Origin of the sequence: Enterococcus sp. AZ035, assembly GCF_050548325.1 — a bacterium.
Classification (GTDB): domain Bacteria; phylum Bacillota; class Bacilli; order Lactobacillales; family Enterococcaceae; genus Enterococcus; species Enterococcus faecalis.
This window is the reverse complement of record NZ_CP172958.1, coordinates 1,674,700-1,689,953: the sequence shown is the minus strand read 5'-3', so window position 1 is coordinate 1,689,953 and position 15,254 is coordinate 1,674,700. Positions and strand designations below refer to the sequence as shown.

Sequence of the window (15,254 nt, the reverse complement as noted above, 5' to 3'; positions counted from 1 at the left end):
CTTTTCTATTGTCGTTTTTTTTCGTTTTCGATACACTAAATGAGTGAGAAGAATAGGAGTGGAAAATATGTTAGAAGTACAAAATTTAAAAAAAGTTTACGGAAACGAAATTAAATATGAAGCCTTAAAAGGGATTAATTTAACTGTCCAAGATGGTGAATTTATTGGTATTATGGGACCTTCTGGAAGTGGGAAAAGTACACTTTTAAATTTATTGGCAACAATCGATAGTCCAACAGACGGTGAAATACTTTTAAATGGAAAAAATCCAAACAATTTGAATCAAGAACAAATTGCTAAATTCCGTCGTACAGAATTAGGATTTGTTTTTCAAAGCTTTAATTTAATGCCAACATTAACTGTTGAAGAAAATATTATTTTGCCATTGACGCTTGATGGAGAAAAAGTCTCTGTAATGAAACGACAATTAGCAGAATTAAGTGAGCGTTTAGGTATCAATCATCTGTTGAAAAAACGAATTGCAGAAATTTCTGGTGGACAAGCACAACGGGTCGCCGTTGCTCGGGCAATGATTCATCATCCACAATTATTATTGGCTGATGAACCAACAGGAAACTTAGATACGAAATCATCTAAGGATGTGATGGGCTTGTTACAACAATTAAACGAAGAAGAAGCGGCGACTATTTTAATGGTGACCCATGATCCGCTAGCCGCAAGTTATTGCAAGCGCATCGTCTTTATTAAAGATGGTGAATTAATTGATGAAATTGTCCAAAATGGCAATCAAAAAGAGTTCTACGATTTAATCATGGTGAAACTGGCTGAGATTGAAGGTGTCGATAATGAATTTTAATCAGTTTGTTATAAGAAACACGATTCGAAATAAGCATTTATACTTGGCTTATTTCCTAAGTACAATGTTTTCTGTGATGATCTTTTTTACGTTCACTGGTTTTGTCTTTCACCCAGCCTTAGCTAATGGTTTAAATCCTAAAGCACAAATGGGAATGACGGCTGCGGCAATTATAATCTATGGTTTCTCTTTCTTATTCGTTTTATACTCGATGGATGTCTTTATCCAATCTCGAAAAAAAGAGTTTGGAACCTTGATGATTCAAGGGATGAGTCCAAAACAGTTAAAGAAAATGATTTTTATTGAAAACTTAGTGATTGGTTTCTTTGCTACAATTTTTGGTAGCATTTTAGGTGTTGGATTTTCACAGTTTATTTTATGGATTAGCAATTTATTGATGCATCTAGGTTTAGGTTTTTATTTGCCAGTGATGCCGTTTATCATTACTGTCATTTCATTTGCGGTCTTGTTCTTAGTAATTTCTTTCTTTATTCAATTCCGCTTGCCAAAAGCGACACTTCAAGAGCTATTAAAAGCAGGAGAAATGGGTAAAGGTGAAATCAAAAGCTCTAAAGTTAAATCTTTCTTAGCCGTGTTACTTTTAATTGTCGGTTACGGAATTGCTTTAGTTGCTAAGGGACAGTTAGTTTTAATGGTGATGTTCCCAGTAATTTTCTTAGTTATTTTAGGGACAAAATTCTTATTTGACCAATTGAGTGTTTCTGTCATTGAACGTTTAAAACGGAAACCAAAAATCTTTTGGAAAAAAACCAATATGGTCGTTTTATCAGATTTAGCATTCCGCATGAAAGATAATGCACGTTCGTTCTTCTTGGTTTCGGTGATATCAACGGTTGCTTTTGCTGCCATTGGAACGTTATACGGCGTGAACGAGATGATTTTTAAAGGAATAAGTTCTGTACCGTACGAACTGACATTGTCTGATTCGACCAACCCAGAAAATCAAGAAATGAAACAATTTGCGACAAAAACATTCCAAGAAAAAAATATTCAGTTTGATCAGATTGATTACACAATGTACAAAACAAGTGCCGGTATCCAATTAATCAAAACATCTGAATATAATAAACTCGCAAAATTTATAGATGAACCAACTTTAACAGGTGAGAAAGTAGTTAATTTATCACAAAAAGATGCTCCTTCTGCTGCATCAGTAGATGTCAAATCTGTTCAATTGGCAAATGATCAAGTTTTAAACATTGATAAAACAGAAGAAACCAATGTATTACCGACTTTTGGCGGTGTGGTTGTTATCCCAGATAGTACCTCAACAGATGGAATCAAAGCGGAAACAGAAACAATTTGGCAGCCCAAAGCAGGAACCAATCGTGAAGAATTGATAAAAGCAGAAAATATTATTGGTGACAAGTATCCCATGTTAGTAGGAACAGCTGCAATGTCGGCAGCCATTACGCAATATTATACGCCAGTTCTTTTTGTCGGACTATTTATCGGTATTGTGTTCTTTGTTTCGGCGGGTAGTTTCTTATACTTCCGTTTATACAGTGATATGAATACGGACGTTGAAAAATTCAAGATGATTTACAAACTTGGCTTGACGAAAAAAGAATTGAAGAAAATGATTTACCAACAAGTAGGTATTTTATTCTTTACCCCAATTGTTGTTTCATTTATTCATGGAGCTGTTGCTTTGAAAGCAATGTATGCTGTCTTAGATCAGCCAATGCAATTAGCTGGCTGGGAAGTTTTAGGCGTTTTCTTATTGATTCAGGTCGTTTACTATTTAATTGCCAGAACGTTCTACTTCAAAAAAGTTTATCACTTAGTGAAAGATTAATTATAAAAAATCGTTAAGCATGCACGCTTAACGATTTTTTTTGAGGCTCTTCGTGATATTGCATTCAAAGTGAGAATACGTTATAGTTATGAAGCGAATGTAATAGCAGAAATGAGGAAAAGAAATGCAGAAAGAATCCATTTATGGACTGACGAGAGAACAGCTTGTGGACTGGTTTTTAGCCCATGGCGAGAAGAAATTTCGCGCAACACAAGTGTGGGAATGGTTGTATACAAAACGTGTTGCTTCATTTAGTGAAATGTCGAACATTTCTAAATCATTGATGACTTTATTAGAAGAAAATTTTTCATTAAATCCATTAAAACAAGTCATTGTGCAAGAAGCACAAGATGGTACCGTAAAATATTTATTTGAATTACCAGATAAAAATATGATTGAAACAGTCTTGATGCGTCAAGAATATGGATTATCTGTTTGTGTGACCACTCAAGTTGGCTGCAATATTGGGTGTACATTTTGTGCTAGTGGGCTATTAAAAAAACAAAGAGATTTAACTGCTGGCGAGATTGTTGCCCAAATTATGTGGGTGCAACATTATTTCGATGAACGTGGGTTGGATGAACGTGTTAGCCATGTCGTTGTGATGGGAATTGGTGAACCATTTGATAATTATGCCAATGTCATGAACTTTTTACGAACGATTAATGATGATAAAGGCTTGGCTATTGGTGCCCGTCATATTACAGTTTCAACAAGTGGTTTAGTGCCAAAAATTCGTGAATTTGCAGACAGTGGACTACAAGTAAACTTAGCAATCTCATTACATGCTCCTAACAACGAAGTTCGTACATCAATTATGCGGATTAATCGTAGTTTTCCAATTGAAAAATTAATGGCAGCAATTGATGAATACATTGAAAAAACCAACCGACGTGTTACATTTGAATATATTATGTTGAGTCAAGTGAACGACCGACCAGAACATGCTCAACAATTAGCAGATTTACTACGGAATAAGAAAAAACTTTCTTATGTTAATCTGATTCCGTATAACCCAGTGAGTGAACACGATCAATATAGCCGAAGCTCTAAAGAAGCGGTTTTAAAATTTTATGATGTACTCAAAAAGAATGGCATCAATTGTGTTATTCGTAAAGAACACGGAACAGATATTGATGCGGCTTGCGGACAATTACGCAGCAAACAAATGAAAAAAGAAAAAGTCAAAAACCAATAACGTAGTTAAAATCGGATCAGAAAGGTTTCTTTTTGATTCGATTTTTCGTTTATTTAATAAAAAATCGTCGGTTTTTCAATTCTTGTTTATAAACAAAAGATGAATGCTCTAAAACTTTTATGACAAATTTTCTTTTTGTGGTTTTCAAACTTGAAATTCTAAAAGAAATAGCTATACTGAAAAGAGATCGTCACAGAATTTTTCATGAAAACAGCTATTATTTTCGTTATCTTTTCAAAAAAGTGGAAATTTTGTTACGCTTTTTTAGTTTAAATGAAATGAGGGAGTCTATGGAGAAAAAGCAATTAAAAAGAGAGATAACAACGTTTGGTGCGTTATCCACGGTAATGGGTACGGTGATTGGCGCTGGTGTTTTCTTTAAAGCTGCGAGTGTCGTTGGACACGCACAGTCAGCTAGTTTAGCTATCTTTGCTTGGGTGTTAGGTGGTGCCTTAACCATTTGTGCAGGATTAACCAGCGCCGAACTTGCTACAGCAATCCCTGAAACAGGTGGCGCAGTGAAGTATATTGAATATACATATGGTAAATTAGCTGGTTTTCTTTTAGGGTGGGCACAAAGTATCATTTATTATCCTGCCAACATTTCGGCGTTATCCATTATTTTTAGTACACAACTAATCAATTTGTTTCATCTATCGGCAAATTTATTGATTCCAATTGCCATTCTTGCGGGAACCAGTATCACGATAATTAATTTATTAGGAACAAAAATTGCTTCTTTGGTCCAATCAACGACATTGGTAGTAAAACTGATTCCAATTGCCTTGATTTCTTTAGTAGGATTATTTACTCCCGGACAGGTAGCTGTTTCACTTTTTCCTGTTGAAACAACAGCGAATACTGGCTTTTTAGTTGCTTTTAGTGGCGCCTTAGTCGCCACCATGTTTGCTTATGATGGCTGGCTAGGTGTGGGTAACGTGGCTGGTGAAATGAAGCGACCAGAAAGAGACTTGCCTAAAGCCATTATTTTTGGTTTGTTATTGATTACTTTAATTTATGCCTTAATTAATTTTGTGTTTCTAAAAACATTACCAATTGAGCAAATCGCTGGGAATTTGAATGCAGCTTCGGATGCTTCTGTGGCTATTTTTGGACCAATTGGCGGCAAAATCGTAACTATTGGGATTTTAATCTCTGTATATGGTGCGTTAAACGGCTACACAATGACAGGGATTCGGATTCCTTATGCCTTAGCCTTAGATAATCTGATGCCTTTTAGTCGTCAGTTTCAAAAGTTGTCTAAACGCTTTGTTGTTCCTTACGTTGCTGGAATTTTCCAGTTAGCTGTAGCCATTATCATGATGTTTTTCGGAACCTTCGATTTATTGACGGATATGTTAGTTTTTGTTATGTGGCTGTTTAATCTATTAATTTTCTTAGCTGTTTTTATTTTAAGAAAACGAGAACCTGAATTAAAACGACCGTATAAAGTTCCTGGCTATCCAATTATTCCAATTATCGCAAGTCTAGGTGGTATCTTCATCTTGGTTACAACGAGTATTACACAGCCTATTCTAGCATTGATTGGTATAGGGATTACGCTTCTAGGAATTCCAGTTTATTTAGTTAATAAACAAAAAACGAAGCCAAAAACGTAAACGATCCAATCGGATTATCATAGTTTTTCTCAAAAATTTTGTGATTCAGAGAAATTTTTGAAAACTAAACGCAAGATTTTTTTAGTATAATACTAAGTGTCTAGGAGTTCCACTATTTTGGGGAAGATAGATGGACAGCGCAAACTTCAAAAAAAGAACCTTCATCTTATTGGTGGAGGTTCTTTTTTTTGCTGAAATCATAAAATAAATGCGTAGTTTATTAGTGAGAGGAGGAAATGAATGACTGAAAATGTAAAAAAATTGGCTCATCAATTAATTGAATGGGGCGTCCTTCATGGGGCGCAAGACGTTTATTTTTTACCCAATGATACCGAAATAGCCATCTCTTTTCGGACAGGGATGCAACGGACACTTTACACACAAGTTTCCGCAGAAATAGGCGAAAAGTTAATTTTCCACTTTAAATTTATAGGCGGCATGGATGTCGGAGAAAGACGAAAAGCACAATTAGGCGCGACAACTTATCTAATTGGCGAGACGAAGCAACGCTTGCGTTTATCATCTGTGGGAGATTTTCAGAATCGAGAGAGCTTGGTAATTCGTTTTTTGCACCGATTTGGTGAACAAGCTGAACATTTTTTCTTTCCCCACCAGCTGAATGAAATTGAAGCATCTTGTCAGAAACGAGGACTTTATTTATTCAGTGGGCCAGTTGGTTCTGGGAAAACAACAACCATGTATCGTGTGGCTAAACAAAGAAGTGGCGAACAACAAGTGATAGCGATTGAGGATCCTGTTGAAATTGAGGAAAAGCAGTTTTTACAGTTGCAAACAAATGAAAAAATTCAGTTAACGTACGAAGCCTTGATAAAAGTTTGCTTACGCCATCATCCTGATATTTTGATTATTGGTGAAATTCGTGATGGCGAGACGGCTCAAGCAGTTATTCGAGCCGCCTTAACGGGTCATACTATTTTTGCGACAATTCACGCCCGTAACTTATTGGGGGTGCAACGGCGTTTGATAGAATTAGGTGGCCCAGAGCATGAATTGGCTGAATGCTTGCAAGGTATCATTTATCAACAGATTTTGACAACCACGATTAATAAGGAACAAGTAGCGGGAATTCTTTATGATTATTTCTTCTTTAAGGAAGCCGTTATAAAGAGTAGTTGGCAAAAGAATCTAAGAAAGGCGTGGGCGTATGGGTTTATTACAGAAAAAACGTATTTTCAAGCCATCGAATAAATTAACGAAAAAACAACAGCAGCTTTTTCTGAAACTATTAGCGGATTTGCTTGCAAATGGTTTTAATATACAAGAAAGTTTTTCCTTCATGAAAAAATCAAACGCCTTACCTCAGCACAGTATAACTTTTTTAGTTGAAGGCTTTTCCTCAGGCATTGCCTTACAAGCTTTAGTCGAAGAATTAGGATTTTCAACAATGGTCTCGGCACAATTGTCGTTTGCTACTGCACACGGGGATTTGGTGGGGACACTACAAGCGATTTCCGAACATTTTTTTCAAACGGAAAAATATCGGCAACAGTTCTATAAAATAATTAGTTATCCGCTGCTCCTGATTGTTTTTTTGATTCTCGTCATTGTTGGTATTCGGCAATTTTTATTGCCCCAATTAATGGAAAATGATGCCAATAGTTATTCTAAAAATATTGGGATTCTTCTGATTGTTTACAGTCCATACATTCTGGTTACCTTAGTTTTTGTCCTCTCATTTAGTTTCTTCATTTTAAACCGTTATTTGAAGCATCAGTCTGCTATTCAGCGGGCCTTCGTATATCTGAAACTGCCAATTATCCGTGGCCTTTATCGGGAATACGTCAGTGCTTTTTTTGCACTAGAATGGGGGAAGTTGCTTGCACAAGGATTAGAAATGAAAGAGGTCATCGATTTGATGCGCCATACAACCAATTACCCCTTAATGAAAGAATTAGCTGGAGCAATTAGTGAAGGACTGCTAGTTGGTGAAACCTTACATAGACAATTAGCTGCTTATCCTTTTTTTACGAAAGCATTGGGTTTAATGATTCAACAAGGGGAAGTAAAAGGAAAATTAGGCAAGGAGTTGATGGTTTATAGTAATGTCTGTTTCCAAGGTTTTTTCAAAAAAATTGAACGAGTCATTACTCTCGTTCAACCACTTATTTTTATCATAATTGCTTGTTTAATTATCGGTGTTTATGGGGCAATGTTGCTGCCTATTTATGGCAATATGGAAGGAGTTTTATAATGAAAAAGAAACAAAAATACGCAGGGTTTACATTATTAGAAATGTTGATTGTCTTATTGATTATTTCCGTATTGATTTTACTTTTTGTCCCTAACTTAGCGAAACATAAAGAAACAGTTGATAAAAAAGGCAATGAAGCAATCGTAAAAATTGTAGAATCACAAATCGAGCTCTACACACTAGAAAAAAATAAGACGCCTTCCTTAAATGAATTAGTCAACGAAGGCTACATTACTAAAGAGCAGTTAGATAAATATACAGCAGAAAAGCAATGAACAAGTCAGCAGGATTCACATTAATGGAAACACTTGTTAGTTTAACGATTGTTTGCTTTATGACTATGCTCCCGACACTCGCTATTCACCGCTGGCAAGAAACGTTAAAAATTGAACAGTTTCTTGCTACGGTAGAAAAACAACTTCGTTTTGCGCAACAGCAAGCAATTGTTTTAGAGGAAACACAAGAAGTTTGGTTTTTTGAAGAACAACAAAGCTTTTCATTTCCTGATAAATTGAACCAATCAGCTCGGAGGACTTTACTAGCTGTACCTGAAAAAATGACAGTGAGTGGTCCAAGCAAGCTCAGTTTTCTTCATTCGTCAGGGAACAATGGCCGTTTAGTGAAATATATTTTTACTTGGACTGAAAAGAAACAACAACTTATTTTACAATTTCAGATGGGGAGTGGTAAAGTGCTTATATATCAATGGTTTTTAATGTTTTTACCACAGGTTTACCACAAATCACAAGTTCTCAATAAGTTTATCCATCATATCAGCTGTTTCTTTTTCTTCTTCTTTTAGCACATCGCTATAAACATCCAAAGTTATATTAATATTCTTGTGTCCTAACCGAGTTGAAACGTACTTAATGTTTGCTCCTGCTTCAATTAGAAACGTTGCATGTGTATGTCTTAGCCCGTGCACGGTTATGTTTTGAACTTCTGCCTTTTCACATAACAGGCGAAATATATACGTAATTCTCGATTGTTTGATAGGTAAATTTCGAGAACTTAAAATAAAATAGTCCTTTTCTCTTAAAATTATACCTTCTCTAAGAAGCCGTTCTTTCTCGTGATTTTTGTATTTTTTTATTAAAGTGAGTAATGAGTTGTCAAAATAAACTTTACGAATACTGGTTTTTGTTTTAGGTTTGTTTTCACCGTAATCACCACGTGTAGAATTGATATCGAAATATTTTTCGTTTAAATCAATATCATTCCAACGAAGCCCCATCAATTCACCTTTTCTCATTCCAGATTTTAGCAGAGTCAAAAATATAACTTGTATTTGAATATCTTCGTTTTCTAAAACCGCCACAAATCGCTGTAATTCCTTTTTAGAGAACGAACGAACATTATTACTTAAATCAAATTTAAAGCCTGTTAGAGTGTTGCTAGGGATGATTTGATTGTGTACTGCAGCGTTAATCATCCTCATTACAATTTTATGCCAAGTTTGGATGGTAGATTCTGTATATTTGTTTTTTTGTCTTAATTTATCAATAAATTCTCGTTTATAGGTAATCTTATTTAAAGAAGATAGTTTTTGATTTCCAATTAATGGTGATATGTGAAATTTGATAGCAGATTCAATGTTTTGTTTAGTTGAAACACTCCAATTGTCTTGGGCGTAAGGTATCCATACATCGATCCATTCATCTATGGTGAGTTGTTTATTTTCGATGAAGGAAGTGTTTTGTGTTTCTAAAGCATATTGGATTTTTAGCAATGCTTTATTCGCTGCTCTTTCGCTTTCAAATCCACGTTTGCTAGCTTCTTTTCGGTGTTTTAGAGAGTTGTAATAAGGATAGCGATATCCCCAAAAAGTTCCTTTTTTATTTGAGTAAGAAAAAACATATTTGTATTTTTTGGACCAATTTAGTTTCGCCATATTTTCACGTCCTTTTCTTTGTGGTAAAATAGGCGTAACAAAATAAGCCTATTTTGTTTCTATTTTTAACGCACTAACTTCTTGGTCGGAGAGGGTGCGTTATTTTTTTATTTCCTCTTTTAGTTGTTCAATCGTAGTTTCTAATTGATCAATTTTATTAATTAGTATTTCAATTTTATCATTTGATTCTTCATCTTCATTATTACTTTTATTAAAATATTCTGTAATAGTTGAAGTAAGCATACCAATAAATCCAATTCCTAAAATCATTAAAATGATTGCTGCAACTCTACCTAATGGCGTAGCTGGTGAAATATCGCCATAACCAACAGTAGTTGTTGTCACTAAAGCCCACCAAAATGCATCAATATACGGGACATTTTCTGCATATGAGTAAATCATTGCTGAAATAACAATAAGAACTGAGCTTAAATAAATCACGTTTAAAAATCCATTCGTATTTAAAAATGATTTAGTGTTTCTTGTTAATTTGCCAACCACACCTATCGCTCTTGTTAGCTTTGCAAGTCTAGCTATTTTAGCTATTCGAAACAACCTAGCGATTCTAAAGAAAGAAAAAATAGCATCAAAAGGAATTATTGCGATCAGATCAAAAATATTTTCTTTAAAAAATTTGATTTTATTTTTTGAAATAAAAAATCTAACAATGTAATCAATTGTAAATGTGATTAAGATAATATTATCAATAATGTTAAATGGTGGATTACTAATATTAATAACATTTGAAAAATCAAGAATAACTAAAGCGATTGAGATTAATGCTAAAACAACAATAGAGTAATTATAGAATTTTTGATTTATTTTCAATGAAGTTCTCTCACTCTCTAAATGAGGTTTAAATCCGTGTTCCCAGCACGGACTTTTTTATTTCAAATAAATTTCTTGTCCCATTTTTAAGTTGTAATGAGCTATAACATTTGAGTAATTGTATTGTCCTTCATATTTTTCGATTAAGCTTCTAAACATATATTGTTCTGCTTCGGATTCCATCTTAGAACGAAAAACAGGAATTTTATACAATGCCATTATATCCACATGGTCTTCTACATGCTTTAATTCGTGATATATTGCTTCTTCTTGTTCTGTTGGTGTTAAATTTTGATTTACAAATATGATACCGTAAGTAGGGTCGAAACATGCGCGTTTGTTCAAAGTAGTAAAAACTAACTCCACATTATATTCTTCTACCAACTCTTTGATACTTTTCATATAAGCACAACCTTTGACTTATTTCCCGAATCTACCCTTTAAATATGCACGGATAACTTCTCTGTCATGATCATCAAGCGGTTTACCGTCAAAGCTCATGACGTTATCCAGTACATCATCTAAATCATCAGATTTTTTTTCATCAGTTGCTTTAGTATTATCAGTTCTTCCCAATAGATAATCTACAGATACATCAAAGTAATTAGCTAAAGTTTCTAGTCTATCTTTAGTAGGATTATCGGAAGTTTTCATACGATACAGAACATTTTTTGGTAAACCTAATTCTTCTTCGATTCGATTTAAGGATTTTCCTCTCTCTTTTGCTAATAATTTGATCCTATCAAACACTGTCATAATAACATTCTCCTTAAAAGTTACAAGAAAAATAAACTTTTATGTTAAAAATACTTGCGCTTATTTAACATTTATGTTAATATGATTCTTGTAAACAAGTTAATCAACTAAAAAGACAACAAAAAACACTATTGATAAATAAATGCTAACCGCCAAGAAAGCTATAAAATCAACGTTTTTAATGTCTTATTTAGCTATGAACCGATTTTAACATTAATGTTAAAACAAGTCAATGAAATTTAGAAATTAGTTGATTAATTTGTTTACTAATTCAGAGAAAGGAGAAAAAGCATGGCAAATATTCAAGAAGCACGTCAAAAAATCTTGAATCACTTTGAGAAAAATCAATGGGAGATTCCTGATGTAGCAAGTGCTTTAGGGATTACAGAACAATATCTACGTAAAATCCTTAACAATCCAGAAAAACATCTTAAGCAAATGACCGATATTATTGCTTATTACAAAATCAGATAGGGGGAGTTCTAAATGGAATCTAAGCTGCGTATAGTAACGGCTTTGGAAAGCATTGCAAACAGCCTTAGTACTTTGGCAGAAGATACTAAGGCGAAAAATAGATATAAAGAATCTTTATTTGTTCAAATATTCATCTTTATTCTCGGTATAGTTGTTGGATGTATGTTAATCCAGCTAGGAACAGACTTGTGGAAATGGTTAATAGTTTAAAAAAATTATCTGAATCGTTTCTAAAATAAGATGTTGTATTGAAAGAAATATACGCAAAAATAAATGACAAAAGTAGAGTATTGTTCGTTCTTTTCCAGTAACTTTTGTAAAGGTCAAGCCAGCTACTAGTTAATTGTATTTGATGATTTTTATTTTTTTCATTGTATGCAAAAATTTCAAAATACTTCCGTTCATAATTGTTCTTGGCTTTATTAGTTAAATAAGAAATATACAGCTTACTTTTCTTTTGGATAACCCAAAATAAAAATAACGCTATCGACACCCAAAAAGAATATTTTTCTAAAAAGGGAATAGATTTTTCTACAACATTATACATTACCTCACCCCCTTATCAATTATTTCAGCATGCTAGTGCTGATAAGGAAATTATATCAAAAAAGAAAGCGAAGTGATTAAATGTCACAAGACCTAGAAATTGGTGTAAGAGCAGCTCTAATTCGCGCAGGGAAAACCCAATCTTGGTTATCGAAACTACTGGGAATTTCAAGTCCTTACTTGTCAGATATTCTTTGTGTTCGTAGACGTTCAGAAGAGCAAGTTCAAAAAATATTAAATATCAGATAGGAGTGATTAGAATGGAAAATTTTCTAGATTCATCTTCAAAAAACTTTCTATACAACATTATAGAAAAGATTCTAAGAAAAATGTTTGAGCAAGTAATAGATGAAGCTAGCCAAGGTTTAAATGAACGTGCCGAGTATTTAGACATCAAACAATTATCGTCAAGGTATTCAATGTCTGTTCCCGAAGTTGAACAAAATTTTGTAAAAGATAAACGTATGCAAATGATCGAGAAAAGAAAGCCTGGTACTAGCAAGGGAAAAAGATACTGGCCTGCTAAAGAAGCTATAAAAATTTGTAATGACATCATGAATCATTGGGATTAAAGGAAAGGACGATACAGAAACAATGGACAACTTAGTAATTATGAAAAACCAACAAGCAGTAACAACTAGTTTGCAAGTCGCAGAAACGTTTAATAAAAATCATCGTGATGTTTTAGCAGCGATTGATGATTTAAAAGAGGGGGTTGCGGAAAATTACGCAGGGCTATTTTACGAAGATAGCTATATTCATCCACAAAACAAACAAAAATATAGACAAATCATTATGAACCGTGACGGATTCACGCTACTAGCAATGGGATTCACTGGTCAAAAAGCTCTTAAGTTTAAACTGAAATACATTGAAGCTTTTAACCAAATGGAGGAACTGCTTAAAACTCAATCAAACTTACCGATTAATAACACAGAATTGTTATTAGAAGCTGCGTTAAAACATGAACGTGGATTGACTCTTGTAAATCAACGTTTAGATAAGCTAGAAACAGAAACTACAATTAATAGAAGCCAACAACGAAAGATACAAGGGCTAGTTTCATCAACTGTTATCAAAGTATTAGGTGGCAAAAAAGCATTGGCTTATCAGGATTCAAGTATTAAGCAATCAGCCTTTAGTAATTGTTATAAACAATTGAAAGCATTATTCGATGTAGCATCTTATGTAGACATTCCAAAAGTTCGATATGAAGAGGCTGTAGCTCTAATTCCTAGATGGAAGCCTAACTTAGAATTACAAGCAAGAATTGATATGGCTAATGGTAATGGAGATATGTTTAAAGAAATAGGATAGTAATGATAAAAGGATAAGCCTTAACTTATCCCCAGTTAAAAGTAGTGTCAACAATAATAGCTTTTTGATCCATATCACTTTTGATGGATTCAATAATTTCTAAAACAGAAGATTTATAGTAATAAGTCTTGCTTGATGCGATTACTTCATTTTCTTCGGTTTTAATTACAAAATAGTATTTTTTATTAGAAGCTTTCTTTATTACAAAAAACATTTTGACACCCCGCTTTCAACTGAATTATATCAAAAAAATTATAGGAGGGTAAATATGAAAGTAATACGTGAAACACGATTGATAGGCGCATTTTTATTGATGATTGCGCTAGGTGTGTTATTGAAAAGCCACTTTTCAGTTCCAGTGTTGGCAACAATAAGTGTACCTCTTTTTATCCGTTGGTTTTTCAACTGGGATGAAGCGGAGTATCAGCATTTTCAAAAAAAACAAAATAAAAAGCCCCAATCGTCTGCCAACGATTAGGACACATACAAAATGAACTAAGGAGAGTATACCAAAATGAACGATAAAATTCAAAAATTGATTAAAAAACTAGCAAAAGAATGCCAGAAAGAAGATGTAGCTTTATCTTTGGCAGCTATCGATTTAGAAGGAGAGATGGCAATATCTCAAGTTGGAAAAGGCACGATAGTAGCCATTGCTGCACATAGCCAATATACACTAACAAAAGAAAAACTGGAACAATCAGATTGTGATTGTCCAAAACATCGTTTATTAAAGGAGATGTACGGTATTGCAACAGAAACTACGACTAAAAATACACATACTTTTGTCACAGATGATCCAAACGATTTGATGGATATATTATCGAAGATTTTTCGAGGTGAGTTGAAATGACTAGAAAAGAAAAGTTAAACCAAGCAAAAAAAGTAAATACTCCAAGCTGTTTATAAGAGAGGAGTATTTCAAATTTATTAAAGGTAGGTACTTCTGTATGAAAAAATTTATCGGAACGTTTTTAATATCAATGTTGTTAATCATGGCATTTTTTATAGGGGATTCGCTAGTGTCATGGATAAATATTATAAAGAAAAGTCCTACAAATTTCTTATATGACTCTGTCGGCTTATTAATTTCGGTTGCATCTATTGTATTAATTGTTTTAGCGATATTGACAATTTTTAACGATATGGTGGATTAATTCCATTTTTATTTAAAAAAGTTTCGTATTTGGGATACTCCATGAGGCGCCCTTGTTGATCCCTATACCATTCAACATTTCTAAAATCCGTAAAAAATATTATAGGTACACCATGAATGCCCCCCATAGCATTTGGTAAAACAGGAAGACTTAATTCGACTTTTCCTGGCGGCAGAGTTTCTAAATATTTATAGCTGTTAAATTCTGAAGCGAAAGATACTTTTTTAGATAATGAATCATTGTCTATTTTATTAGGAATAGAAATAACAAATACTTTATATACTGGTGCTTGATTCGAATTATTAGCTATCACATTTGGAATTTTTTCGAGCGATATGGGGCTATTTTTATTTGATTGTTCATTGTTCCAAACAGAAATATTTTTTGATTGTTCTAACTTTATATTTTGCTCATTTTCATAATTAACTTTTTTTATTTGATTGTTGTTTTGCATCACATTCCAAATAGCAAATAAAGCTCCGATAGTAGTTACACATTTTACAAAAACATCAAAATATTTTTTCAAATTATTCATCACCTTTCAAGTTAAAGTATGGCAAAGAAAGTAGGTAGAATTAAATGACAAGAAAAGAAAAACTAAAGCAAGCCCCAAAAATTGC

The 15,254-nt window shown here is 33.6% G+C and carries 20 protein-coding genes and 1 pseudogene; 15 read left to right on the top strand and 6 right to left on the bottom strand.

Annotation, left to right across the window (positions count from 1 at the left end):
- Window positions 1–67 precede the first annotated feature (67 nt).
- The 8 genes and pseudogenes from IGL32_RS08230 to comGD all read left to right on the top strand — a co-directional run.
- The gene (locus IGL32_RS08230) at window positions 68–817 is read left to right on the top strand and encodes an ABC transporter ATP-binding protein (protein WP_002381711.1); all 750 of its coding nucleotides are present in this window, start codon (window positions 68–70) and stop codon (window positions 815–817) included.
- A complete protein-coding gene (locus tag IGL32_RS08225) occupies window positions 807–2,636 on the top strand; it encodes an ABC transporter permease (protein WP_002383725.1) in 1,830 nt (609 codons plus the stop codon). Before IGL32_RS08230 ends, IGL32_RS08225 begins: the two co-directional genes overlap by 11 nt.
- A 124-nt stretch (window positions 2,637–2,760) precedes the next feature.
- Window positions 2,761–3,834 (top strand): 23S rRNA (adenine(2503)-C(2))-methyltransferase RlmN, encoded by a 1,074-nt coding sequence (gene rlmN, locus IGL32_RS08220; protein WP_002356987.1) that lies wholly within the window; start codon window positions 2,761–2,763, stop codon window positions 3,832–3,834.
- A gap of 290 nt (window positions 3,835–4,124) precedes the next feature.
- A complete protein-coding gene (locus tag IGL32_RS08215) occupies window positions 4,125–5,453 on the top strand; it encodes an APC family permease (RefSeq protein WP_002362058.1) in 1,329 nt (442 codons plus the stop codon).
- Window positions 5,454–5,693: 240 nt separating this feature from the next.
- A complete protein-coding gene (comGA, locus tag IGL32_RS08210) occupies window positions 5,694–6,662 on the top strand; it encodes a competence type IV pilus ATPase ComGA (protein WP_002364362.1) in 969 nt (322 codons plus the stop codon).
- A complete protein-coding gene (gene comGB, locus IGL32_RS08205) occupies window positions 6,619–7,665 on the top strand; it encodes a competence type IV pilus assembly protein ComGB (protein WP_002356990.1) in 1,047 nt (348 codons plus the stop codon). Before comGA ends, comGB begins: the two co-directional genes overlap by 44 nt.
- On the top strand, window positions 7,665–7,940 hold the full coding sequence (gene comGC, locus IGL32_RS08200) for a competence type IV pilus major pilin ComGC (RefSeq protein ID WP_002356991.1): 276 nt from the start codon (window positions 7,665–7,667) through the stop codon (window positions 7,938–7,940). The genes comGB and comGC overlap by 1 nt, the downstream gene beginning before the upstream one ends.
- Window positions 7,937–8,371, top strand: a pseudogene (comGD, locus tag IGL32_RS08195) (competence type IV pilus minor pilin ComGD); the annotation flags it as partial. The gene comGC and the pseudogene comGD, both read left to right, overlap by 4 nt.
- Before the next feature lie 36 nt (window positions 8,372–8,407).
- On the opposite strand, the gene IGL32_RS08190 reads toward comGD, so the two are convergent.
- The 4 genes from IGL32_RS08190 to IGL32_RS08175 form a co-directional block, all read right to left on the bottom strand.
- Complete coding sequence (locus tag IGL32_RS08190; RefSeq protein WP_002388210.1) at window positions 8,408–9,556, bottom strand: tyrosine-type recombinase/integrase; 1,149 nt, start codon at window positions 9,554–9,556, stop codon at window positions 8,408–8,410.
- Between the two features lie 99 nt (window positions 9,557–9,655).
- Window positions 9,656–10,384 carry an ion transporter gene (locus IGL32_RS08185; protein ID WP_002388208.1) on the bottom strand — a complete coding sequence of 243 codons (729 nt, stop codon included), beginning with the start codon at window positions 10,382–10,384 and terminating at the stop codon, window positions 9,656–9,658.
- Between the two features lie 57 nt (window positions 10,385–10,441).
- Window positions 10,442–10,786 carry an ImmA/IrrE family metallo-endopeptidase gene (locus IGL32_RS08180; RefSeq protein ID WP_002388207.1) on the bottom strand — a complete coding sequence of 115 codons (345 nt, stop codon included), beginning with the start codon at window positions 10,784–10,786 and terminating at the stop codon, window positions 10,442–10,444.
- 18 nt (window positions 10,787–10,804) lie between these two features.
- On the bottom strand, window positions 10,805–11,140 hold the full coding sequence (locus tag IGL32_RS08175) for a helix-turn-helix domain-containing protein (RefSeq protein ID WP_002388206.1): 336 nt from the start codon (window positions 11,138–11,140) through the stop codon (window positions 10,805–10,807).
- 291 nt (window positions 11,141–11,431) lie between these two features.
- Between IGL32_RS08175 and IGL32_RS08170 the strand changes: the two genes are divergently transcribed.
- The 5 genes from IGL32_RS08170 to IGL32_RS08150 all read left to right on the top strand — a co-directional run bounded on the left by IGL32_RS08170 (window position 11,432) and on the right by IGL32_RS08150 (window position 13,477).
- On the top strand, window positions 11,432–11,614 hold the full coding sequence (locus IGL32_RS08170) for a hypothetical protein (protein WP_002388205.1): 183 nt from the start codon (window positions 11,432–11,434) through the stop codon (window positions 11,612–11,614).
- A gap of 12 nt (window positions 11,615–11,626) precedes the next feature.
- Window positions 11,627–11,824, top strand: a complete 198-nt coding sequence (locus tag IGL32_RS08165; protein ID WP_010712611.1) for a hypothetical protein — start codon at window positions 11,627–11,629, stop codon at window positions 11,822–11,824.
- 417 nt (window positions 11,825–12,241) lie between these two features.
- Window positions 12,242–12,409 carry a hypothetical protein gene (locus IGL32_RS08160; RefSeq protein WP_002388204.1) on the top strand — a complete coding sequence of 56 codons (168 nt, stop codon included), beginning with the start codon at window positions 12,242–12,244 and terminating at the stop codon, window positions 12,407–12,409.
- A gap of 11 nt (window positions 12,410–12,420) precedes the next feature.
- The gene (locus IGL32_RS08155) at window positions 12,421–12,732 is read left to right on the top strand and encodes a hypothetical protein (protein ID WP_002381719.1); all 312 of its coding nucleotides are present in this window, start codon (window positions 12,421–12,423) and stop codon (window positions 12,730–12,732) included.
- Between the two features lie 22 nt (window positions 12,733–12,754).
- Window positions 12,755–13,477 (top strand): Rha family transcriptional regulator, encoded by a 723-nt coding sequence (locus tag IGL32_RS08150; RefSeq protein ID WP_002357000.1) that lies wholly within the window; start codon window positions 12,755–12,757, stop codon window positions 13,475–13,477.
- 25 nt (window positions 13,478–13,502) lie between these two features.
- On the opposite strand, the gene IGL32_RS08145 is transcribed toward IGL32_RS08150, so the two are convergent.
- Window positions 13,503–13,691, bottom strand: coding sequence for a YegP family protein (locus tag IGL32_RS08145; protein ID WP_002357001.1), 189 nt, complete (start codon window positions 13,689–13,691; stop codon window positions 13,503–13,505).
- Window positions 13,692–13,745: 54 nt separating this feature from the next.
- Here IGL32_RS08145 and IGL32_RS08140 point away from each other — a divergent pair, with 54 nt between their 5' ends.
- Window positions 13,746–13,955, top strand: a complete 210-nt coding sequence (locus IGL32_RS08140; protein WP_202494157.1) for a hypothetical protein — start codon at window positions 13,746–13,748, stop codon at window positions 13,953–13,955.
- A gap of 36 nt (window positions 13,956–13,991) precedes the next feature.
- The gene (locus tag IGL32_RS08135; RefSeq protein ID WP_002357003.1) at window positions 13,992–14,330 is read left to right on the top strand and encodes a hypothetical protein; all 339 of its coding nucleotides are present in this window, start codon (window positions 13,992–13,994) and stop codon (window positions 14,328–14,330) included.
- A 284-nt stretch (window positions 14,331–14,614) separates the two neighbouring features.
- Here IGL32_RS08135 and IGL32_RS08130 read toward each other — a convergent pair whose 3' ends face one another.
- Complete coding sequence (locus tag IGL32_RS08130) at window positions 14,615–15,169, bottom strand: hypothetical protein (protein WP_002357006.1); 555 nt, start codon at window positions 15,167–15,169, stop codon at window positions 14,615–14,617.
- Window positions 15,170–15,254 lie beyond the last annotated feature (85 nt).